The organism is Rhizobium zaerense (genome assembly GCF_051810725.1).
Taxonomy (GTDB): Bacteria; Pseudomonadota; Alphaproteobacteria; order Rhizobiales; family Rhizobiaceae; genus Rhizobium; species Rhizobium leguminosarum_I.
Window position 1 is genome coordinate 3,134,301 of sequence record NZ_CM132690.1, and the last position, 21,574, is coordinate 3,155,874.

The window sequence follows — 21,574 nt, forward strand, 5'->3', positions numbered from 1 at the left end:
AGCAATATGGGCGCGGCGCAGCGTCGGCCGCGCCGGAAAGGATCAGACGCCGAGCGACTTCAGCTTGCGATGCAGCGCCGAACGCTCCATGCCGACGAATTCCGCGGTGCGCGAGATATTGCCGCCGAAGCGGTTGATCTGGGCGATCAGGTAATCCTTCTCGAACATCTCGCGGGCTTCGCGCAGCGGCAGCGTCATGATGTGATAGTCGTTCTTGGCGGAAACCTTCGGCAGCATGTCGCCGAGATCGGTCGGCAGCATGTCGGCGGTAATCGGCGCATCCGGGCCGTCGGTGCGGGCAAGGATCATCAGCCGCTCGATGTTGTTGCGCAGCTGGCGGATGTTGCCGGGCCAATCATGCGCCTGCAGCACGGCCATGGCGTCGTCGCCGATGCGGCGCGGACGGATGCCGGCCTGCTCGGATATCTGGCGCATCAGTTGGTCGACGAGGAAGGGAATGTCCTCGCGTCGCTCGGCAAGGGCCGGCACACGCACCGGCACGACAGCGAGGCGATGATAGAGATCCTCGCGGAACCATCCTTCAGCGATGCGGCTCTCAAGATTATAGGCGGTCGAGGAGATGATGCGGACATCGACCTTGACTCGCTTGGAACCACCAACCCGCTCGAACTGCTGATCGACCAGCACGCGCAGGATCTTGTTCTGCGTCTCGCGCGGCATTTCGCCGACTTCGTCGAGATAGAGGATGCCACGATGGGCTTCTTCGAGCGCGCCGATCTTTCGCGCCTGGCCGGGCGTGCCCTCGGTGCCGAACAGCGCCACTTCCATGCGTTCGGGCGTGATGTTGGCGGCGTTGATCGCGACGAAGGGGCCGTTGGCGCGGGCCGACTTCTTGTGGATCATCCGCGCCACCAGTTCCTTGCCGGAGCCGGAGGCGCCGAGGATCATGATGCGGCTGTTGGTCGGTGCAACCTTCTCGATCGTCTGGCGCAGCTGCGAAACGGCAACCGAGGTGCCGATCAACTCCAGCGCATCGCCAGTGCGGCGCTTCAGGTCGGAAACCTCGCGCTTCAGTTTGGAATTCTCCAGCGCCCGTTCGGCGATCAGGATCAGCCGGTCGGCCTTGAAGGGTTTCTCGATGAAATCGAAGGCGCCGCGCTTGATCGCCGAGACAGCGGTCTCGATGTTGCCGTGGCCGGAGATCATCACAATCGGCAGTTCCGGATGGCGCGTCTTGATCTCGTCAAGCAGCGACAGGCCATCGAGCTTGCTGCCCTGCATCCATATATCGAGGAAGATCAGCCGCGGTACGCGATCGGAAATCGCCGCCAGCGCGCTGTCGCTGTCATGGGCCGTGCGCGTCTCGTGTCCCTCGTCGGAGAGAATGCCGGAAACGATCTCGCGAATATCGTGCTCATCGTCGACGACGAGAATATCAGAGGCCATAAACGCTTTCCTTGTCATTGGCTGCGGGGCAGCAGGCGTCGGATCCAGGCGTGGCAGATGCACGCGGATCATGGCCCCTCTTCCCCGGTCAAAATCGGCGGGCGCATCATGCAGCTCCAGCTGCCCGCCATGTTCCTCGATGATCTTCTTGACGATGGCGAGGCCGAGGCCGGTGCCCTTCTCACGCATCGTCATATAGGGTTCCAGAATGCTGTGGCGGTTCTCCACCGGCAGGCCGCGGCCATTGTCGATCACGTCGACGGTGAAGCGGTCGCGGCCGGTATCGAGGGCAGCGCGGACGAGAACCTTGCGTTCGTCCCGCTCGTCGCTCGGAACGGCCTCGATCGATTCGACGGCATTCTTGATGAGATTTCCAAAAGCCTGGCCGAGCATGCGACTGTCGAACAGGCCCTCCAGAGGCTGGTCGCCGAAATCCTGCTCGAAGGTGACGTGATGGTTGCCCATCTCACGCAGGAAGATCGCGTCGCGCAGGATATTGCGCAGATCGCTCGGCTCCTTGGTCGGCTTCGGCATGCGGGCAAAGGCGGAGAATTCGTCGACCATGCGACCGATATCGCCGACCTGGCGGATGATCGTATCCGTGCACTGGTCGAAGACGGTTCGGTCGCCCTGGTCGATCTGCTTGCCGTAGCGGCGCTGGATGCGCTCGGCGGACAGCTGGATCGGCGTCAGCGGGTTCTTGATCTCATGGGCGATGCGCCTGGCCACGTCGCCCCAGGCGGTCGAGCGCTGGGCGATGACGAGGTCGGTGATGTCGTCGAGCGTAATCACGTAGGATTCGCTCATGTCGCGCACTTCTTCGCGAGTGACCTGCACACTCAATGTCCTCACGGTGCCGCCGCGTACCAGCGCGATCTGCTTGCGGAAATCGCCGCGATAACGCACCGCCGCCTCGGTCAGCACGTGATCGACCTCGGGCGCAATGTCGACCAGCTGCTTTCCGAGCATCTCGCCCGCCGATAGCGACATCAGCGTCTCGGCCGAACTGTTGACGATGGCGATGCGGCGGTCCTGCTCGACGCCGATGACGGCGGCGGTGACGCCCGACAGCACCGCTTCGATGAAGCGGCGGCGGTCGTCGACCTCGTCCTTGGCCTCCAGGATCTCGTCGCGCTGGGTGCGGATTTCCGAGATCATCTTGTTGAAGGTGCGCGAGAGATTGGCGACATCGCCGTCAACGGCATGCACCGGCACGACGATGTCCATATTGCCCGATGCGACACTGTCGGCCGCCGTGATCAGCAGGCGGATCGGCCGGACGATGCGGTCGGCGACGGCGATCGCGGTCCAGATCGCCGCCAAGAGCACGATCAGCGCGAAGCCAATATAGAGCACGGCGAAGGCGACCTGCAGCGAGAAGCGGTTGGCCTCCATCGAGCGGTATTCGGTGGCGTTCTCCTCCATCATGCGCATGGCGCCCATGACCTTGGGATCGACGGCGCGCACCGTGTAAAGGAAGGTGCCCTGGATGGCATCGAGCTTGATAATGGCGCCGACGAGATTGGTGACGCCGGGCGGGATCAGTGTCGGCTGGCCGGCAGCCGCCTTTTCCAGCGCGTCCTGTGGAATGGCCGGCAGCGGCTTTTCAGTGGCGATATCGGCCTGGACGATCACCGAGCCGTCGCGCTCGACGAGGAAGGCGCCGAGCAGGCCGCGGCCCCTCGCCTGGCGGGTCATCAGGTCGGCAAAACCCGTCCTGTCGAGACTGTAGAGCGCGCGGTTGCGCTCCAGGTCGTTGGCCATGGAGACCGTCTGCCCCTGCAGATAGCTGGCATTCTCCATCATGTAGGCCTGACCGATATTCCGCGACGAGCTGACGATCGACTGGGTGCGCAGGGCAAACCAGCGATCGAGACCGGCATTCAGCGTGATGCTGGCGAAGATGGCGACGAGGATCGCCGGCGTAATGGCGACGATCGAAAAAAGCACGACGATGCGGATATGCAGGCGGGCTGCCGCACGGCCGCGGGTGCGGGCTTTCAGCAGCCTTGCCACCTCGCGAGCGATCAAGGCCAGCAGCGTCAGGACAAAGAAGGAATTGACGATCACCGAGGTGATGACGACATGTGACGTCGGCGCGATCGGCGTCAGACCGAGCAGCACGAAAAGTGTGGCCGTGGCGCAGAGAAGCGCGCCGCCGGCGAGCACGAGGCCGGGCACGGCAAAAAGGGCGCGGCGATCGGTCACCGTCGTCACCGTCTCGCCCGCCGCCGCCGGCGATACCCCATCCTGCGTCATTCGGCCTCTCTTCAGACGGCACTTGCCGCCCTCGCCATCCGATCGAAACCAAGGAAACGCCGGCTTAAAGAAGCCAGCGTTGCAACGACTCGATCGGGAGCGAATGTCTAAACCCTTGCGTGACCTTTAAGCAACGCATTGTGGCGAAAATGCAACGCATCTCGGACATTGTCAAGCTGCGCTGACCTCGTCCGCCACAATGAGCGCCTTCAGTTCGAAGGCCGGTTCGGCAAGCCCTTGGTCCGGCGATGAAGCTGGCAGGATCGGCTGTTCATCGCACTCCCGGAACGCCCGCAACGCAGACTATTTTGGGCTGCCTTCCGGGCGAGTGGTGCAACATCTAGCCGTCGCCTCCAAGCAGACGTCAATACCGCGCGTCGATTTCGTCGCGCTCCGATCGTAAGTCGCGGTCGTGGGCGCTTTGGGGGTGATCTTCGGGCGAATTTGGCGCTAGAAAGGATAACGCCCTGCCCTTAAGCTTTGAGTCCGATGCCCATCCTCTATCGCAATTCCAAGCTTCTTCGGCGTTCCCGCGGCGGGTATTTCATTTGGCAGACGCCGGCTTGTTCCTGATCGGGGGGCGAGCTTGGCAGTGCAAAGCTCAACGCTGCAATCGACTGCTGGATACGGTCCGATGAGGTTCTCGAATTCTCTGGGATATCCGCCTCTCGGCTTGCCTGGACGCGTACATAAGACATGCGAATATAAGGAGAGCAGGTATCTTACTGCAACCTATGGGCAAAACCGCCCATAGCGTGAAAGGCGACATCCGTGCTGACGCGATATCATCTCCGCGACTTCTATTTCGCTCGATAGAATTCGGCGGGGTCGCGTATTTTACTGTAACCTACTTCAAGAACGCGGCTCTGAGGGATAGTCATCTTGATGGAAGATCGGGAACATGCACTGTTGGATAAACAGCGATAAGCTGCGAGGGTGATGAAAATGATGCCTGGCCGGCGCGCGGTGGACGACGCGGGATTTCAGGGTCTGGTCCGGGTAGCCGGCCGTACCTTCACCATGGGATCGAACGAGCATTATGTGGAGGAGGCCCCTGCCCATCCGGTGACGGTCGACGGCTTCTGGATCGACGCCACCCCTGTCACCAACCGACAGTTCGCCTCATTCGTCAACGCCACCGGATATATAACCGTCGCCGAAAGGGCTCCCCGTGCCGAGGACTATCCCGGAGCGCTTCCCAAAATGCTGCGAGCCGGATCTCTGGTGTTCACGCCGCCGAAAGCCGTCGTCGGCCCCGACATTACCCAGTGGTGGTCGTTCAAGTTCGGCGCGGACTGGCGACACCCTTACGGCGGTCGCACCGACATCCGCGGTAAGCTCGATCATCCCGTCGTTCATATCGCCCATAGCGACGCCAAGGCCTATGCTGCTTGGGCGGGAAAAGATCTGCCGACCGAGGCAGAGTGGGAGCTGGCTGCGCGCGGCGGCCTTGATGAAGCGGAATTTGCCTGGGGCGACGCGTTGCACCCGGAAGGAAAGCTCATGGCCAATATCTGGCAGGGTACCTTCCCTACGCTGAGCACAAAGCCAGCCAGTGCGGACAGAACGTCGCCGGTCGGATCCTTTCCATCAAACGGCTACGGCATCTTTGACATGATCGGCAATGTCTGGGAATGGACCTCCGACTTCTGGTCGACACGCCATCCCGAGCCTGCCAGCCATTCATGCTGCATCCCCAGCAATCCCCGCGGAGGCGACGCCGACGCCAGCTACGATCCGCGGCTGCCTGACATCAGGATCCCGCGGCGCGTCCTCAAGGGCGGGTCCCACCTTTGCGCGCCGAACTACTGCAGGCGCTATCGTCCGGCCGCCAGACATGCCGAGCCTGAGGACACGTCCACAAGTCATGTCGGCTTCAGATGTGTCAAGCGCGCGTGAGGCGGCGTCATGGCCACATGTCGCGTCGGCGGAATAAGCCACCGGTGGTGACAAGACCTTTCATGACGTGTCCTTCGTGATCCGCAGGTTATGGGCGTACTCCCGTGGATTGCGGTTTCCGATTTCGTTCCCGTTCCTTACTGTAAACTACGTTGCTTCCACCCTATTCCGGATCATAATGCACAACTTATAATCCGATGCGGCAGCCGCACCTGCAGAGGCCGCCTGGAGGTTGGATGGATGGATTACGACACACGGTTCGCCAAGCGCGTCTTTCCAGCCAGCGCCAAAACCATCGATTCACTCGCCGCCCGTGACGATAACTTCCGCGAACTCTGTGCCGACAATAGTCCACGCGTGAGCCTGTGCTTCTTCCAAGCCCTGGTCGAGCTGGCCGATGCTGAACTTCCTTCATAAGCAAATTCGCGCTCGGCTTCGGTGTGACCAGCGCCCGTCCGCAACAATATTCGCTCGAAGAGAGGTTTGCCCGTATCATACGGTAGTATCTGTCAATCCGGCGCAGCTGCAGCGGGACGATCACTCCTTCGGCCGTTGCCCGGAAATAAGGTCCGCAACGTGTTCTCGAGTGTGACTGTCGGAGCGAACGCGGATCAACAGTGCATACTGTATGTTACTGGCGCGCTCGCGGTACTCGCCATACCCTCCCCGAATAAAACGGTCCACATCACGCGGGATCGATTGCCGGGGGGGAATCGAGATGAAAAGCAGTATCCTGACTTTGGCTGCCCTATTAGGCGGCACTGCGCTTACATTTTTTTCCATTGGCGGGACGAGTGCGTCAGCTCAAGTCATCAATGGAACACCCGGCACGCCGAGTGCGACGATCACAATCGACGGCCGACAGATCCCGCCGCCGCCAGGGCAGTTTGGCGGCACGACAAATCTCGACGCGCTTCAGTCGACGCCATACTGGCAGCCGCAAGTTGTGCCGCCCAAGGGTGCGCCAAACGTCTTGCTGATCTTGACCGATGACGTCGGATTTGCGGCCCCGAGCACGTTCGGCGGGGTCATTCCGACGCCAACGCTCGACCGGATTGCCAACATAGGCCTGCGCTACACGAACTTCCAAACGACATCGCTGTGTTCCCCGACACGCGCCGCTCTGATCACGGGCCGCAATCATCATTCAGTCGGCTTCGGTGTGATCAGCGAGGCGTCGACCGGTTATCCGGGCTACGACAGCGTCATTACCGCGGACAAGGATACGATCGGCACGATCCTCAAGGCGAATGGTTATGCAACATCGTGGTTCGGCAAGAATCACAACACGCCATCTTTCCAAACCAGTCAGGCCGGCCCCTTCGATCAATGGCCCATCGGAATGGGATTTGAATATTTCTATGGCTTTGTCAGCGGCGAGACCAACCAGTGGCAACCGGACCTCTACCGCAATACCACGCGTGTCTATCCCTATCTGAACAATCCTACCTACAACCTGACGACGGATATGGCGGACGACGCCATCAACTATCTCAACCAACTCAATCAGCTCGATCCCAAGAAGCCATTCTTCCTCTACTATGCACCGGGCGGGACTCATGCGCCTCATCACCCGACCCCCGAATGGATCAAGAAGATCAGCGACTTGCATCTGTTCGACAAGGGATGGAATGCGCTGCGCGAGCAAATCTTCGCCAACCAGAAGAGGCTGGGGGTTATCCCTCAGGATGCGCAACTGACAGCCTGGCCAGATAAGCTCATCAAGCCGTGGGACGTCCTTTCGGCTGATGAGAAGAAGCTCTTCATCCACCAGGCCGATGTCTACGGAGCCTACCTCGCCTATACCGACAATGAAATCGGCCGGGTCGTCAAAGCGGTCGAGGACATGGGCAAGCTCGACGACACGCTGATTATCTTTATCAGCGGCGACAATGGCGCGAGCGCGGAAGGCTCCCCGGCTGGAACGCCAAACGAGATGACTTTCTTCAACGGCGTCGACGTGCCCGTCCAGGACCAGCTCAAATTCTACGACGCCTGGGGGTCGGCGTTGACCTATCCGCACTATTCGGTCGGCTGGGCTTGGGCTTTCGATACGCCCTTCAAGTGGACCAAGCAGGTCGCTTCCTATTTTGGGGGCATTCGTAACGGTATGGCCATTGCGTGGCCAGGCCACATCAAAGATCCGGGTGGGGTGCGTAACCAGTTCCACCATGTCATCGACATCGTCCCGACGATCTTGGAAGTGACGGGCATCCGTGCTCCTGATGCAGTTAACGGGATCACCCAGACGCCGATCGAAGGCGTGAGCCTGGCCTACACATTCGACAAGGCAAACGCCGATGCGCCATCGAAACATTCGACCCAATATTTCGAGATGTTCGGCAATCGCGCGATCTATCACGATGGGTGGATCGCCTCCACGTTGCCCTATCGGGAACCTTGGAACGGAACGGCTCCGATCCCGAAAGACATCGTCAACGGCGTGACCTGGGAGCTGTTCGACCTGTCCAAGGACTGGACGCAAAACAACGATCTGGCGGCCGCCAATCCCGGCAAGCTGAAGGAGTTGCAGGATTTGTTCTGGATCGAGGCTGCGAAGTACCAGGTTCTGCCGTTGGACGCCTCGGCCTTGACGCGCTTCATTCTCCCGCGACCGAGCATCGTCGCCGGACGTAATGATTTCATCTACACGAAACCCATCGTCGGCGTGCCCCTTGGGACGGCACCGAGCATCCTCAACAAGTCCTTCACGATCACGGCCGATATCGATGTGCCCGCGGGCGGCGGCAACGGCATGCTTGTGACTGCAGGCGGGCGCTTCGGGGGATGGGGCTTCTACCTGCTCAAAGGGAAGCCAATCTTTGTCTATGACCTATTGGATCTCGCCCGGCCGAGGGTGGAGGGCGCAGCGGCATTGACGCCTGGAAAGCACAATCTCGGCTTCTCCTTCAAGTCCGATGGGCCCGGCCTCGGCAAAGGTGGCAAGGGGACAATCACGATCGACGGCGCCGAGGCGGCAAGCGGGACCTTCCCAAACACCATTCCATTTGCTCTCGAGGCGAGTGAAACCTTTGATATCGGCTCCGACACGGGAACCGGTGTCGACGATAACGACTACCAGGCACCGTTCGCCTTCGACGGCAAGCTGAGCAGCTTGAAGATAGAACTTCAGCCGCAACCTTGATGCAAGAGGTTCTGCGCAGAGCGGCCCGTCGCCAAGGCGGCCCGTGCCGAAAGTGACGTTGACCTGGGCACGGGGGTCCTGCGCCATGAACACAGCTCACCGACACACGCTTCTGACCCTGTTCGCAATCGCCGAAGGTGCAACGGGACTGGGGCTTGTCGTGGCGCCATCGATCCTCTTCGTTCTGCTGTTTGAGGCAAGGCCGGTCGCTTCGGAGGCACCACTGATTGCGCGGATCTGCGGTGCGGCGCTGCTCGCTCTTGCCGCAGCAAGCTGGGGCGGGCGTGACGCCGAAGACAGGCGAGGCACGCTGGGACTCCTCGTCGGCGTGGCGCTCTATAATTTCCTGACCACGGCGGTCCTGACCTATTCCGCTCTCGTTCCGGAGATGATCGGCATCCTGTTGTGGCCCGCGATCCTCTATCACGCGGCGACTTCCCTGTGGTGCTTGCTCGCTATCTGGCGGGCGCGTTAGACCGAGTCGTCGTGGCCCCTTGCGTGGTCACTAACGGCTTTGGCCGCTTCGGGTCGCGGGCTGCTAAGAGGCGGCGAAGAGGCGATGTCCGCTTCCGCGGTTCACGCGCCTGGAGTCTCCTTCCCTCGATCTGCGTAGTCGTCGAACAGGCTCGATGCGCCGCCTTTGATGGACGAGGATCGGTTTCTGCGGTAGGTTACAAAAGGGATAGTTAATAAAATCTCCGGTAGTCACGTCCCTCAAGAGCGGGTGAGGAGCAAGTCGTGCAGGATTCATTGCCATCAAGGCGCGATATCGCGCCGGTTTCGACGCGACCACTACCGACCCACGATGATGTTCGGGCTCAGCTTGAGCGAATCATCACCAGCCCGCAATTTCCGCATGTCGGCCGGAGTGCGGCATTTCTCACCTATGCCGTGGAGGAGACGCTTGCAGGCCGCGCAGACCGGATCAAGGGTTACTCCATCGCCGTCGAAGTCTTCAAGCGCTCCAACGGCTTCACACAGGATGATCCGGTTGTGCGGATCGAGGCCGGAAGGCTCAGGCGGGTGCTCGAGCGCTATTATTTTACAGGAGGTCAACACGATCCGATCCGAATAGACATTCCGAAAGGCGGTTACGTGCCGACCTTTGCCTGGACTTGCCCGAGCGATGACAATCCCGATGCTGAAGACCAAAGTCTGCCACCGGAGCGCGCCTATTCCCTCTTTCCCGGCTTACGAGGATATAGATGGGCAGTGGTCCTTGGATTGATCGTGATCGCGGGCGGCGCTGCAGCGCTGGCTGGCTTGACCTCCGTTGGATTTGGCTCGATCTGGCCGTTTGCGACTGCCCACATAACGCGATCTGACGGACCGACATTGGTGATCGCTCCATTTGCCAATCTCGGTGATGGTCCTCAGGCTGAACTCTACACGACGGGCCTGACCGAGGAACTCCTCACTGCCCTTCCCCGCTTCAAGGAGATCAAGGTCTTCGGTCGCGAGACGTCCAAATCGTTGCCGCCAGAAGTGGAGACATCGAGGATCTGCGGGGAACTTGGCGCACGCTTCCTGCTGGCAGGCGGGGTTCGCGTCTCCGGAAGCCGAGTGCGTGTGACGGCACGTCTGCTCGACACGCAGACCGATGAGATCCTCTGGTCGCAGACCTACGACGACGACATCGGCGTCCGCGACCTGTTCACCATCCAGTCCGACGTTGCAAACAAGGTTGCGACCGCTGTGGCGCAGCCCTATGGCATCATGGCCCAGGCCGATGTTTCCAATCCGCCGCCCGATGATCTCGGCATCTACGGCTGCACGCTTAGCTTTTATGCTTACCGTGCCGAGTTAAGCAGCGAGCGGCACGGAGAGGTTCGAAACTGCCTCGAAAGTGCTGTCGCCCGCTATCCATCCTTTGCGACCGCCTGGGCGATGTTGTCGATAATCTATCTTGACGAGGATCATTTCAGGTTCAACCGGAAGCCCATTTCGTCCACGCCGATAGATCGCAGCTTTCAAGCCGCCCGCCGTGCCGTTCAACTGGATCCCGGCAACACCCGCGCCCTTCAGGCGCTGATGACGGCGTTGTTTTTCAGCCAGCGGGTTTCGGAGGCACTTCAGATCGGCGAACGGGCACTGGCGACCAATCCGAACGACACCGAATTGCTGGCAGAATTTGGTACCCGGGTGGCGATGAGCGGGGAGTGGCAGCGCGGGGCAGCGCTGCTGGATCGTGCCATTGATCTCAACCCTGCCGGCGGCGGCTACTATCGCGGAACGCGCGCACTCGCAGCCTACATGTTGCACGACGACAAGACCGCAGTCACCGAGATCAGGCAGGCGGACCTGCAGAAGTTCCCGCTATTCCATGCGGTGGCTGCCGTCATCTACGTCGACGCTGGAATGATCGAGGACGCCCGCAGAGAGGCCGCGCGGTTCAACGAAATGAGACCCGACTTCATTCCGAACATCGTGGCCGAACTCAAGGTGCGCAATTTCCAGCCACAGGACCGGTCGCGGATGATTGCCGATCTGCAAACGGCCGAGCTGCTTGTGAGGGACGAGGTGCTGGCGACCATGTCGCTGCCGATCGACGACTCCAAGGCCCTTCAGCCGCGGTAGCGCTACCGTCAGGATAACTGCCACAGAAACCCGACGAACGCATTCGACAAACGTCGGTGCCGGCGGCGCGGATCTCGACTGGGATGTGGCGCTCGCGGTCGGGTAAAAGTTCACCGATACGATCTCGGCCGTTGCGGGATACCGCGCACTCGGCGTCGACTACGACAATGACGGCTTTGTCTTCGACGTCGTCCAGCAGGGTCCGATCCTCGGCGTCGTTATCCACTTCTGAGTACGACGTCTGGAACAGCAGACTGGGTTTGAACGATGAAGTCGTCCATGAAACCCACGACTTCTCGACTCATATAGCCCGCCGCGGCGCCAATTCTGGCATCAGGCCGCATGCCGGCCCGATGCGAGCGCGAACACACTCAGGCAGTGCGGGAACTTCTGTAGACCGAAACGCCAAGTTCCCTGATCTTTTTGCGCAAGGTGTTGCGGTTGAGACCGAGAAGATCGGCGGCCTTGATCTGGTTGCCGCGCGTCGCCGTCAGGGCTGCGAGGATCAGCGGATACTCCATTTCCGTCAGCACGCGGTCATAGAGGCCGGGCGGCGGCAGATTGTCCCCGAACCCGGCGAAGTAGCTGCGCATGTTCTCCTCGACGGCTTGCGCGATCGTCATCGAGCCGCTGCGGATCGGTCCCTTGTCGATCGGGCTGTCGGGCACATCGGAACGCAGTTCGGCGTCGATGATCTCGCGGGTGATGACATCCTGCGGATAGAGCGCCATCAGACGGCGGATGAGGTTTTCCAGTTCGCGGACGTTGCCCGGCCAGGCATAGGCCTTCATCAGTTCGAGCGCTTCCTGATCGAAGCGCTTGGAGCCGAGGCCTTCCTTTTCGGCCTGCTGGATGAAATGGCGCACCAGATCGGGAATGTCCTCGGCGCGATCGCGCAGCGGCGGCAGGCGCAGCGGCACGACATTGAGGCGGTAATAGAGGTCCTCGCGGAAGAGACCCTGGTTGATCGCCTGCTTCAGGTCCTTGTTGGTGGCGGCAACGATGCGCACGTCGGTGCGGATCGGCGTGCGACCGCCGACGGTGGTATATTCGCCCTGCTGCAGGACGCGTAAGAGCCGTGTCTGGGCGTCCATCGGCATGTCGCCGATCTCGTCGAGGAAGAGCGTGCCGCCTTCGGCCTGTTCGAAACGGCCGGTCGAGCGGGTCTGCGCGCCGGTAAAGGCGCCCTTCTCATGGCCGAAAAGTTCGGATTCGATCAGGTCGCGCGGGATCGCCGCCATGTTGATTGCGACGAACGGGCCGTTGCGGCGCTTGCCATAATCATGCAGCGCGCGGGCGACGAGTTCCTTGCCCGTGCCGGATTCGCCGGTGATCATCAGCGTCAGGTCCGTCTGCATCAGGCGGGCGAGCACGCGATAGATTTCCTGCATCGCCGCCGACCGGCCGACGAGCGGCATGCCGTCCTGCATGTCGTCTTCAAGTTTGGCGGGCTTGCGCTTCGGTTCCGCCAGCGCCCGGCCGATGATGCCGATCAGCTCGGTGAGGTCGAAGGGCTTCGGCAGATAGTCGTAGGCGCCCTTCTCCGAGGCTTTGATGGCGGTCATGAAGGTGTTCTGTGCGCTCATGACGAGGACCGGCAGGTCGGGACGCGCCTTCTTTATACGCGGCAGCAGATCGAAGGCGTTCTCGTCGGGCATCACCACATCGGTGACGACCAGATCGCCCTCGCCCGCGGAAATCCAGCGCCAGAGGGTAGCGGCGTTGGAGGTAATGCGGACGTCATAACCGGCGCGGCTCAAAGCCTGGTTGAGCACGGTCCGGATGGCCGCATCATCATCTGCAACGAGGATCGTGGCTGTCATCGAGAAGGTCCTGTCGAGCTTGCAATAGAGGCGTCTTCAAGCGAGGCGTCCTTCGACGCCGGCATGAGAACGCGGAATGTCGTGCGGTTGTTCTGGCTGTCGCATTCGATGATGCCGCCGTGATCGCCGATGATCTTGGCGACCAGGGCCAGGCCGAGGCCGCTGCCGTTCGGCTTGGTGGTGATGAAGGGATCGAAGAGATGCGGCAACAGATCGAGGGGAACGCCGGGGCCGTTGTCGTGGACGCAGAATTCCAGCGGCAGCGAGATCTTTTCACGCGTGCCGGCGACCGAAAGACGGATGCCGGGGCGATAGGCCGTCGTCAGCATGATCTCGCCGTCCGGCCGATCGCCGACCGCTTCAGCGGCGTTCTTCACCAGATTGAGGAAGACCTGGACGAGCTGGTCGCGATTGGCATAGACGGCCGGCAGCGACGGGTCGTAACTCTCCGTGACCCGGATGTTGCGGGCAAACCCCGCCTTGGCGACCGCCTTCACATGATCGAGCACGGAATGGATGTTGACCGGCATGCGGTCGACAGGGCGTTCGTCGGAAAAGACTTCCATGCGGTCGACCAGCGAGACGATGCGGTCGGTCTCGTCGCAGATCAGCCGGGTCAGCGCCCGATCGTCGTCGACCGCAGACTGTTCAAGCAGCTGGGCAGCACCGCGTATGCCGGAGAGCGGGTTCTTGATCTCATGCGCCAGCATCGAGGCAAGACCGGTCACCGAGCGGGCGGCGGCGCGATGCGTCAGCTGCCGGTCGATCTTGTCGGCCATCGAGCGTTCCTGGAAGACGATGACGACGGCGCCGGGCTCGCTGAGCACCGGGGCGACGTAGAGATCGACGAGCTTGTCCTGTCCGAGGCGGGGCGAACTCAGGTCGACGCGATATTCGTTGACCGGCGCCTTGCGCTCGCGCACCTGGTCGATGAGGGCAAGCAGCGGGCTGCCGAAAGGGATGAAGGTCGAGATGCGGTAACGCGCCAGATGCGAGGCGCTGGCACCGAAGAAGGCCTCCGCCTCCCAATTGGCGAAAACGACGAAACCGGATTCGTCGACCATGATGACCGGGTTCTGGATGGCGTTCAGTACGGCCATGGCGACGGTCCCGCCGGCGTGATCGGACGGAGATATCATATCCTTCGTCATGCCGCCTCCCGGCTGTCGACAATATTCACAGCCAGCGCATCATAAAGGCGCGCGGCCACCTCGCGCGGATCGCGCGAGGTCATGATCTCCGCCTTTTCAGCGCCTGACAGAGCTGGGGCGAAACGCTGGAGATACCAGCCAAGATGCTTGCGGGCGTGGCGGATCGCCACCGCTTCGCCGTAGAAATCCAGCATCATCCGGTAATGTTCGACGGCGATATCGGCGATCTCCTGGCGTCGCGGCTCGGGCGCACCGGCAAGGACGCCGGCATGCCACGGTCTGCCCTGACAGCCCCTGCCAATCATCACGGCATCGGCGCCGGAGCGACGCAATATTTCCTGCGCGTCGCCAGCGGTTTCGACATCGCCATTGGCGATCAGCGGAATGGAGATCACCTCGCGGACGGCGCGGATAGCATCCCAATCGGCGCGGCCTTCATAGAATTGCATGCGGGTGCGCCCATGAATGGTCACAAGCTGGATGCCGGCGGCTTCGGCGCGGCGCGCGATGTCTGGCGCATTGATCGAATTCTCGTCCCAGCCGAGGCGCATCTTCAGCGTCACTGGAATGTCGACAGCCTTGACCGTCGCCTCGATGAGGCCGAGCGCGTGATCGGGATCGCGCATCAGCGCCGAGCCGGAATAACCGCCGATCACCTTCTTTGCCGGGCAGCCCATGTTGATGTCGATGATATCGGCGCCATGATCGGCGGCGATCTTTGCCGCCTCCGCCATCCAGTGCGCCTCACGGCCGGCAAGCTGCACCATATGCGGCCGGAAGCCGGCAGCGCTGAGCCGCGACCAGGATTCGGCCGTGTCGTTGACCAGTTCGCGGCTCGCCACCATTTCGGTGACGACGAGGCCGGCACCGAAGCGCCACGCCAACTCGCGGAAGGGCATATCGGTGACGCCGGACATCGGCGCCAGCACAACGCGGTTCCGCACGGACACGGGTCCGATTCGGAAAGGCGCTGCGAGGTCCTGGGAAATCAAATGATTATCTTTCGGGCATACAATAGAACTGCATTATTTTTAGCCACTATTCCCTGGCTTGCCAAGGGGGCTGGCACCGGAATTGATATTTTTCGGGCAGATGCTGGAAAAGGCCCAAGCAAGACGTTAGAGCACTCCGGTCAATTCCGCATATTTTAGGGGATTTATGCTGCAAATGCCTTCTAAGCAACCGATATCGGCTGGAATTGTCATCGTGGCCGCCGGCCGCGGCGAGCGCGCGGGATCATCCAAGGAAGGACCCAAGCAGTATCGCATGATCGGCGGCAAGCCGGTTATCGCGCATACGCTTGAAAACTTCATGACATGGGAAGCGGCAACTGAGATCGTCGTCGTCATTCATCCCGATGACGAGGCGCTGTTTGCGAGAGCCTTCCGCAACATCATCTCGGCAACGCCGATCGAAACGGTGCATGGGGGCGCGACCAGGCAGCAATCCGTGCTTGCCGGCCTCAGATATCTCAAGGACAAGCAAATCAGTCATGTGCTGATCCACGATGCCGTGCGCCCGTTCTTCGACCATGTGCTTCTCGATCGCATTGCCGAGAGCCTTGGCGCCGGCGCGCAGGCGGTGCTGCCGGCGATCCCGGTCACCGATACGCTGAAACGCACCGACAACGCCGGCATCGTGCTGACAACGGTTTCCCGCGAGCATCTTTACGCGGCGCAGACGCCGCAATCCTTCGCCTTCGACAAGATCCTCGAGGCGCATGAGAAGGCGGCCGCAGGCGGACGAAGCGATTTCACCGACGACGCCTCGATCGCCGAATGGATGGGCATTCCGGTGACGATCGTCGAGGGCACGGCCGACAACGTCAAGCTAACGGTCAGGAACGATATTGCCATGGCCGACGACAAGCTGTCGACGTCGCTGCTTCCAGACGTGCGCACCGGCAACGGCTACGACGTGCACCAGCTCGTAGCCGGCGATGGCGTGACACTTTGCGGCGTGTTCATTCCGCATGACCAGAAGCTCAAAGGGCACTCGGATGCCGACGTCGCACTGCATGCGCTGACGGACGCGCTGCTCGCCACGTGCGGCGCCGGCGATATCGGCGATCATTTCCCGCCGTCCGACCCGCAATGGAAGGGAGCAGCTTCGCGGATCTTCATCGAGCATGCCGCCCGGATCGTGCGAGAGCGCGGCGGCACGATCATGAATGCCGACGTCTCGCTGATCGCCGAGGCGCCGAAGGTCGGCCCGCATCGCGACGCCATGCGGGCGAAACTGTCGGACTATCTCGGCATCGATATCGAGCGTTGCTCGGTCAAGGCGACAACCAACGAGACGATCGGCTTCGTCGGCCGGCGCGAAGGCATCGCGGCGATCGCGACTGCCACCGTCGTCTATCGCGGAAGGAAATGATGAACCTTTTTCCTCAAGATATTATTTCGACGGCGGAGGCGATCATCCGTGACTTCACGGCTGCAGGCCTGATGATCTCGACCGCCGAATCCTGCACCGGCGGGCTGATCGCCGGGGCGCTGACGGAGATTTCGGGTTCGTCCGCCGTCGTCGACCGCGGCTTCGTCACCTATACGAATAGCGCAAAGATCGAGATGCTCGGCGTGCAGGCGGAAACGCTCTCGCGCTTCGGCGCGGTCTCGGAGGAAACGGCGCGACAGATGGTGCATGGCGCCCTCTTCCGCTCACGCGCCGAGATCGCCGTCGCCGTCACAGGCATTGCCGGCCCCGGCGGCGGATCCGCCGAAAAGCCGGTCGGCCTCGTGCACCTCGCCGCCAAATCGCGCGCCGGCGCGCTCATCCATCGGAAAATGCACTATGGCGATATCGGCCGCAGCGAGATTCGACTAGCGACGATCAGGACGGCGCTGGAGATGGTGCGCTCGCTTCTTGCTGCCTGAGGCCGGTTCGCTCATCAAGCCGGTGTGTAGATCCTGTTTGCCCTGGTCTCGAAGGCTTCGGTGAACATGCGGAAGGCGCGGTCGAACATTGAGCCCATCAACGCGCCGAGAATACGGCTCTTGAACTCGTAATCGATGAAGAAATCGACGGTGCAGCCGCCGGACGGCGTCTCGGCGAAATGCCAGCGATTGTCGAGATATTTGAACGGGCCATCGATATATTTGACCTCAATGACGTGCTCGGCCCGGTTCAGCAGCACCTGGGTCGTGAAGGTCTCGCGGATCGCCTTATAGCCGACCGTCATGTCGGCGACGAGCAGGATCTTGCCGTCGCGCTCCTTGCGGCTCCTGATGGCGAGCGCTTCGCAAAGCGGCAGGAATTCCGGATAGCGCTCGACGTCGGCGACGAGGTCGAACATCTGCTCGGGCGAATGCGGGACGGGACGGTGTGTTTCGAATTGCGGCATAGTCGGCAATTAAGCGGGCCGGTCGAGAAGATCAAGAAGTTCGCGCATCTGGCGGCGGGATTTTAGCTGAAGAACCGGCACGTCGGGGCCGTGCTCGGCGATGCCGGCGACATGATCCAGAAGCGCTGCTTCGATCAAGGGGGCGGCATCCCGCTCGAAATTCCAGATATAGGCGAGCGCCTCCAGCGAGAGGCGTTCGGGACACCCGACAGGCAGTTCGGGGCGGTTGCGCCCGAAATAACGGAACGCTCTCGATATGGCGCCGTAAAGGCATGCATATCTCGGTAGCCGAAGCCAAATGACGGCGTCGGCGCGTGGCAGGCGAAGATCGAAGGAGTTCAGCCCGGTTCCATCCATGATCCAGCGCTCTTCCGCCACGGCCTTGGCGATCAGGCGGTCGATCTCGTCGCGCGGCCTCTTTCTCCAGCCCGGCAGCCAGTAAAAGTCGCGGTCCATGGAGATATAGCCAAGGCCGAGCGCTCGCGAAAGCCGCTTTGCGAGCGTGCTCTTGCCGCTACCGGGGCAGCCAATCACCAGGATGCGGTCGGCTTCGATCAGCGTCGACTTCAAACCGAATTTGACCTTCATCATCGCCCTCAAGATACGACACCTCGGCCGAGGAGAACGGCGAGGCCGGCCCCTCATCCGCCTGCCGGCACCTTCTCCCCGCTTGCGGGGCGAAGGGATTATGCCGCGACCTCTCCGTCCCTCGCCCACTTCTCGCAGGGCACGTCCCCTCGCCCCGTTTACGGGGAGAGGGTTAGGGTGAGGGGCAGCCATTGGCGCGAACAGGGCAACCGCGGCACCAGCTCGAGCAGCCGAAGCATGGTTGGTCGACTTTATCAGCAGTCTGATAAAGCAAGCGCCAAATCTCACTCAGCGGCGATCAGCAGCTTCTTTTCGCGCGCCGCCCGCAGCCGGGCGAAGTCGTCGCCGGCATGGTGGGAAGAGCGGGTCAGCGGGCTGGAGGCGACCATCAGGAAGCCCTTGCTGTAGGCGACCGTCTCGTACGACTTGAACTCGTCGGGAGTGACGAAGCTTTCGACTTTGTGGTGCTTGCGGGTCGGCTGCAGGTACTGGCCGATCGTCAGAAAGTCGACATCGGCGGTGCGTAGATCGTCCATCAGCTGCAGGACTTCGTTTCGCTCTTCGCCGAGACCAACCATGATGCCCGATTTGGTGAACATGGTGGGATCGAGTTCCTTCACCCGCTGCAGCAGGCGGACGGAATGGAAGTAGCGGGCGCCAGGACGAACCGTCAGATAGTTGCCGGGCACCGTTTCCATATTGTGGTTGAAGACGTCGGGTTTGGCAGCGACGACGCGTTCCAGCGCACCCGGCTTTTTCAGGAAATCGGGCGTCAGGATCTCGATCGTCGTCATCGGCGAGGCGGCACGGATTGCCCAGATCACCTTTTCGAAGTGTTCGGCGCCGCCGTCCTCCAGGTCGTCACGGTCGACCGAGGTGATGACGACGTGGCTGAGGCCCATCTGCTTGACCGCCTTGGCGACATTCTCGGGCTCGGCCATATCGAGCGCATTCGGCTTGCCGGTGGCGACGTTGCAGAAGGCACAGGCGCGGGTACAGATCTCGCCCATGATCATGAACGTCGCGTGCTTCTTGTCCCAGCACTCGCCGATATTCGGGCAGCCGGCCTCCTCGCAGACGGTGACAAGCTTATGCTCCTTCACGATCGCGCGCGTCTCGGCATAACCCTTGGAGGTCGGCGCCTTGACGCGAATCCAGTCCGGCTTGCGCATGACTTCCGTGTCCGGCCGATGCGCCTTCTCCGGATGCCGGACGCGCTTGGCGTCGGGATTGATCGTATCGAGGATGGTCACCATTGCAGTTTCAGCTTTCTACCGCCCCTATGCGGCAAATCCAGATCTAGCGCCGCACCAGCCGCGCAAGGAATATCAACAAGCAGGCGCCGAGGAAACCCGTCACGAAATAGCCGAGCCGTCCGCCGACCACCTCAACGTGGAACTGTGCAAGGACGGCGCTTGCGACGACCGAGCCGACAATGCCGAGCACGATATTCAGGAAAATCCCGTATCGCGCTTCCATCAGCTTGCCGGCGAGCCAGCCCGCAAGTCCGCCGATGATGATTGCCGAAATCCAGCCGACGCTTTCCATTCTTACTCTGCCCCTCAGTTGCGCTTCAAGCGACCGCCCTCGCGATCAGAACCACGATGATGGCGCCGACCGTGGCGTGGATGATCTGCACCACCAGCGCGTTTTCAATGCCCAGCGAAATGCCGAGCGCGCTGAACAGATAGCCGCCGACGAAGGCGCCAATGATGCCGCTCAGCAGGCATCTTATCAGCCCGCCGCCACCGACGACCAGGCTTGCGAGGAAGCCTGCAACCAGGCCGATCAGCAAAAACACCAGCAACGCCTGCGTCTCCATAGACATGATGATTTCCTTTCGTTTTTTCCATCCTCAGCGTGGCTTTCCACTCCGGACATTGAGGGCGGGATGGGAAATTATCAAGCGTTCAGGACGCGACCGTAAGCATCGAGCACCGCTTCCTTCATCGATTCCGACACGGTCGGATGAGGGAAGATCGTGTGCATCAGTTCTTCCTCGGTCGTCTCGAGATTCATCGCGACGACGAAGCCTTGGATGAGCTCGGTGACTTCGGCGCCGACCATGTGGGCGCCGAGCAGCTCGCCGGTCTTCTTGTCGAAGATCACCTTGCAGAGGCCCTGATCCTCGCCGAGCGCGATCGCCTTGCCGTTTGCAGAGAAGGGGAAGCGGCCGACGCGGATGTCGCGGCCCAGTTCCTTGGCTTTTGCTTCGGTGACACCGACGGAGGCGACCTGCGGCTGGCAATAGGTGCAGCCCGGCACCTTGCCCTTGTCTGTGGGATGAACGTTCGGGAGGCCGGCGATCTTTTCGACGCAGACGACGCCCTCATGCTCTGCCTTGTGGGCCAGCATCGGTGGGCCGGCGACATCGCCGATCGCATAGATGCCGGCGACATTGGTCTTGCCATAGCCATCGATGACGACGCAGCCGCGGTCGGTCTTGACGCCGAGCGCCTCGAGACCGAGGTTTTCGATATTGCCCTGAACGCCGACGGCCGAAATCAACCGGTCCGCGGTGATCTGCTGCACCTTGCCATCAGCCGTCTCGACGTGAGCGGTGACGCTGTCGGCGGCCTTCTCGACCTTGGTGACCTTGGCGCTGGTGAAGATCTTGAGCCCGCGCTTTTCAAGCTGCTTGCGGGCGATCGCGGTGATCTCGGCATCCTCGACCGGCATGATGGTCGGCATGACTTCGACGACCGTGACGTCGACGCCCATCGAGCGATAGAAGCTGGCGAATTCGATGCCGATCGCGCCAGAGCCCATGACGATCAGCGACTTCGGCAGAACATCCGGCTTCAGAGCCTCGAAATAGGTCCAGATCAACTTGCCATCCGGCTCGATGCCGGGCAACGCGCGGGGACGGGCGCCGGTGGCGATGATGATGTGCTTTGCGCTATAGGTTCCCTCGCCGCCCTTGACGTTCTTCGGCAACGGATGCTGCGGCTCGACAACCGGCTTCGACGACTTGCCGACGACCACCTCGCCCGCCTGGGTCCCGGTCGAAGCCTTGGTGATTTTCGCCTCGCCCCAGATGATGTCGATCTTGTTCTTCTTCATCAGGAAGCCGACGCCGGCATTCAGACGGGCGGAGACTGCGCGCGAGCGGCCGACGACGGCCTTGGCATCCGGCTTGACCGTGCCTTCGAGAACGAGGCCGTAATCCTTGAAATGATTGGCATGGTCGAGCACCTCGGCCGAGCGCAGCAGCGCCTTTGTGGGTATGCAGCCCCAGTTCAGGCAGATGCCGCCCATATGCTCGCGCTCGACGATCGCGGTCTTGAGGCCGAGCTGGCTGGAACGGATGGCGGCGACATAGCCGCCGGGACCCGAGCCGATGATGATGACGTCGTAGGATTCAGCCATGTATTTCCTGCCT

Annotated in this window: 17 protein-coding genes and 2 pseudogenes; 8 read left to right on the top strand and 11 right to left on the bottom strand. The window is 61.5% G+C overall.

The window, feature by feature from the left end; all coding sequences use genetic code 11:
- Positions 1–42: 42 nt before the first annotated feature.
- Both ntrX and ACS4RR_RS15185 read right to left on the bottom strand, forming a co-directional pair.
- Positions 43–1,407, bottom strand: a complete 1,365-nt coding sequence (gene ntrX, locus ACS4RR_RS15180) for a nitrogen assimilation response regulator NtrX (RefSeq protein WP_017964179.1) — start codon at positions 1,405–1,407, stop codon at positions 43–45.
- Positions 1,397–3,666, bottom strand: a pseudogene (locus tag ACS4RR_RS15185) (sensor histidine kinase NtrY-like). The gene ntrX and the pseudogene ACS4RR_RS15185 overlap by 11 nt, the downstream one beginning before the upstream one ends.
- A 945-nt stretch (positions 3,667–4,611) precedes the next feature.
- Between ACS4RR_RS15185 and ACS4RR_RS15190 the strand changes: the two are divergent.
- From ACS4RR_RS15190 to ACS4RR_RS15215, 6 genes and pseudogenes are all read left to right on the top strand, one after another.
- Positions 4,612–5,565, top strand: coding sequence for a formylglycine-generating enzyme family protein (locus ACS4RR_RS15190; RefSeq protein WP_260110780.1), 954 nt, complete (start codon positions 4,612–4,614; stop codon positions 5,563–5,565).
- Positions 5,566–5,805: 240 nt separating this feature from the next.
- Positions 5,806–5,982 (top strand): hypothetical protein, encoded by a 177-nt coding sequence (locus ACS4RR_RS15195; RefSeq protein WP_456188981.1) that lies wholly within the window; start codon positions 5,806–5,808, stop codon positions 5,980–5,982.
- 301 nt (positions 5,983–6,283) lie between these two features.
- A complete protein-coding gene (locus ACS4RR_RS15200; protein WP_456188982.1) occupies positions 6,284–8,710 on the top strand; it encodes an arylsulfatase in 2,427 nt (808 codons plus the stop codon).
- Positions 8,711–8,795: 85 nt separating this feature from the next.
- Positions 8,796–9,185, top strand: a complete 390-nt coding sequence (locus tag ACS4RR_RS15205) for a hypothetical protein (protein WP_260058405.1) — start codon at positions 8,796–8,798, stop codon at positions 9,183–9,185.
- 263 nt (positions 9,186–9,448) lie between these two features.
- Positions 9,449–11,287 carry an adenylate cyclase gene (locus ACS4RR_RS15210; RefSeq protein ID WP_456188983.1) on the top strand — a complete coding sequence of 613 codons (1,839 nt, stop codon included), beginning with the start codon at positions 9,449–9,451 and terminating at the stop codon, positions 11,285–11,287.
- 52 nt (positions 11,288–11,339) lie between these two features.
- Positions 11,340–11,519 (top strand): annotated as a pseudogene (locus ACS4RR_RS15215) (hypothetical protein); the annotation flags it as partial.
- Positions 11,520–11,658: 139 nt separating this feature from the next.
- Here the strand turns inward: ACS4RR_RS15215 and ntrC are convergent.
- The 3 genes from ntrC to dusB are packed head-to-tail and all read right to left on the bottom strand — an operon-like array spanning position 11,659 to position 15,277.
- On the bottom strand, positions 11,659–13,110 hold the full coding sequence (gene ntrC, locus ACS4RR_RS15220) for a nitrogen regulation protein NR(I) (RefSeq protein ID WP_017964172.1): 1,452 nt from the start codon (positions 13,108–13,110) through the stop codon (positions 11,659–11,661).
- The gene (locus ACS4RR_RS15225) at positions 13,107–14,261 is read right to left on the bottom strand and encodes a two-component system sensor histidine kinase NtrB (protein ID WP_456188984.1); all 1,155 of its coding nucleotides are present in this window, start codon (positions 14,259–14,261) and stop codon (positions 13,107–13,109) included. Before ACS4RR_RS15225 ends, ntrC begins: the two co-directional genes overlap by 4 nt.
- On the bottom strand, positions 14,258–15,277 hold the full coding sequence (gene dusB, locus ACS4RR_RS15230) for a tRNA dihydrouridine synthase DusB (RefSeq protein WP_170262093.1): 1,020 nt from the start codon (positions 15,275–15,277) through the stop codon (positions 14,258–14,260). The genes ACS4RR_RS15225 and dusB overlap by 4 nt, the downstream gene beginning before the upstream one ends.
- A 142-nt stretch (positions 15,278–15,419) precedes the next feature.
- On the opposite strand from dusB, the gene ACS4RR_RS15235 reads away from it, so the two are divergent.
- Together ACS4RR_RS15235 and ACS4RR_RS15240 are read left to right on the top strand one after the other, a co-directional pair.
- On the top strand, positions 15,420–16,637 hold the full coding sequence (locus ACS4RR_RS15235) for a bifunctional 2-C-methyl-D-erythritol 4-phosphate cytidylyltransferase/2-C-methyl-D-erythritol 2,4-cyclodiphosphate synthase (protein ID WP_456188985.1): 1,218 nt from the start codon (positions 15,420–15,422) through the stop codon (positions 16,635–16,637).
- A complete protein-coding gene (locus tag ACS4RR_RS15240; protein WP_456188986.1) occupies positions 16,634–17,137 on the top strand; it encodes a CinA family protein in 504 nt (167 codons plus the stop codon). Before ACS4RR_RS15235 ends, ACS4RR_RS15240 begins: the two co-directional genes overlap by 4 nt.
- A gap of 14 nt (positions 17,138–17,151) precedes the next feature.
- On the opposite strand, the gene ACS4RR_RS15245 is transcribed toward ACS4RR_RS15240, so the two are convergent.
- The 6 genes from ACS4RR_RS15245 to lpdA all read right to left on the bottom strand — a co-directional run bounded on the left by ACS4RR_RS15245 (position 17,152) and on the right by lpdA (position 21,561).
- The gene (locus tag ACS4RR_RS15245) at positions 17,152–17,604 is read right to left on the bottom strand and encodes a type II toxin-antitoxin system RatA family toxin (RefSeq protein ID WP_017964167.1); all 453 of its coding nucleotides are present in this window, start codon (positions 17,602–17,604) and stop codon (positions 17,152–17,154) included.
- A gap of 9 nt (positions 17,605–17,613) precedes the next feature.
- Positions 17,614–18,192: an AAA family ATPase gene (locus tag ACS4RR_RS15250; RefSeq protein WP_222281160.1), complete on the bottom strand. Its 579-nt coding sequence runs from the start codon at positions 18,190–18,192 to the stop codon at positions 17,614–17,616.
- A gap of 284 nt (positions 18,193–18,476) precedes the next feature.
- Positions 18,477–19,448, bottom strand: a complete 972-nt coding sequence (lipA, locus tag ACS4RR_RS15255) for a lipoyl synthase (RefSeq protein ID WP_017964165.1) — start codon at positions 19,446–19,448, stop codon at positions 18,477–18,479.
- A gap of 43 nt (positions 19,449–19,491) precedes the next feature.
- A complete protein-coding gene (locus ACS4RR_RS15260; protein WP_012757333.1) occupies positions 19,492–19,740 on the bottom strand; it encodes a GlsB/YeaQ/YmgE family stress response membrane protein in 249 nt (82 codons plus the stop codon).
- A gap of 25 nt (positions 19,741–19,765) precedes the next feature.
- Complete coding sequence (locus ACS4RR_RS15265; protein ID WP_003539329.1) at positions 19,766–20,020, bottom strand: GlsB/YeaQ/YmgE family stress response membrane protein; 255 nt, start codon at positions 20,018–20,020, stop codon at positions 19,766–19,768.
- Positions 20,021–20,094: 74 nt separating this feature from the next.
- Positions 20,095–21,561, bottom strand: coding sequence for a dihydrolipoyl dehydrogenase (lpdA, locus tag ACS4RR_RS15270; protein ID WP_017964164.1), 1,467 nt, complete (start codon positions 21,559–21,561; stop codon positions 20,095–20,097).
- Positions 21,562–21,574: the final 13 nt, after the last annotated feature.

Bases quoted from the DNA above. Each gene is read 5' to 3' on its own strand.
- ntrX (WP_017964179.1), bottom strand. From the start codon at position 1,407: ATGGCCTCTGATATTCTCGTCGTCGACGATGAGCACGATATTCGCGAG.
- ACS4RR_RS15190 (WP_260110780.1), top strand. From the start codon at position 4,612: ATGATGCCTGGCCGGCGCGCGGTGGACGACGCGGGATTTCAGGGTCTG.
- ACS4RR_RS15195 (WP_456188981.1), top strand. From the start codon at position 5,806: ATGGATTACGACACACGGTTCGCCAAGCGCGTCTTTCCAGCCAGCGCC.
- ACS4RR_RS15200 (WP_456188982.1), top strand. From the start codon at position 6,284: ATGAAAAGCAGTATCCTGACTTTGGCTGCCCTATTAGGCGGCACTGCG.
- ACS4RR_RS15205 (WP_260058405.1), top strand. From the start codon at position 8,796: ATGAACACAGCTCACCGACACACGCTTCTGACCCTGTTCGCAATCGCC.
- ntrC (WP_017964172.1), bottom strand. From the start codon at position 13,110: ATGACAGCCACGATCCTCGTTGCAGATGATGATGCGGCCATCCGGACC.
- ACS4RR_RS15225 (WP_456188984.1), bottom strand. From the start codon at position 14,261: ATGACGAAGGATATGATATCTCCGTCCGATCACGCCGGCGGGACCGTC.
- ACS4RR_RS15235 (WP_456188985.1), top strand. From the start codon at position 15,420: ATGCTGCAAATGCCTTCTAAGCAACCGATATCGGCTGGAATTGTCATC.
- ACS4RR_RS15240 (WP_456188986.1), top strand. From the start codon at position 16,634: ATGATGAACCTTTTTCCTCAAGATATTATTTCGACGGCGGAGGCGATC.
- ACS4RR_RS15245 (WP_017964167.1), bottom strand. From the start codon at position 17,604: ATGCCGCAATTCGAAACACACCGTCCCGTCCCGCATTCGCCCGAGCAG.
- ACS4RR_RS15250 (WP_222281160.1), bottom strand. From the start codon at position 18,192: ATGAAGGTCAAATTCGGTTTGAAGTCGACGCTGATCGAAGCCGACCGC.
- lipA (WP_017964165.1), bottom strand. From the start codon at position 19,448: ATGGTGACCATCCTCGATACGATCAATCCCGACGCCAAGCGCGTCCGG.
- ACS4RR_RS15260 (WP_012757333.1), bottom strand. From the start codon at position 19,740: ATGGAAAGCGTCGGCTGGATTTCGGCAATCATCATCGGCGGACTTGCG.
- ACS4RR_RS15265 (WP_003539329.1), bottom strand. From the start codon at position 20,020: ATGTCTATGGAGACGCAGGCGTTGCTGGTGTTTTTGCTGATCGGCCTG.
- lpdA (WP_017964164.1), bottom strand. From the start codon at position 21,561: ATGGCTGAATCCTACGACGTCATCATCATCGGCTCGGGTCCCGGCGGC.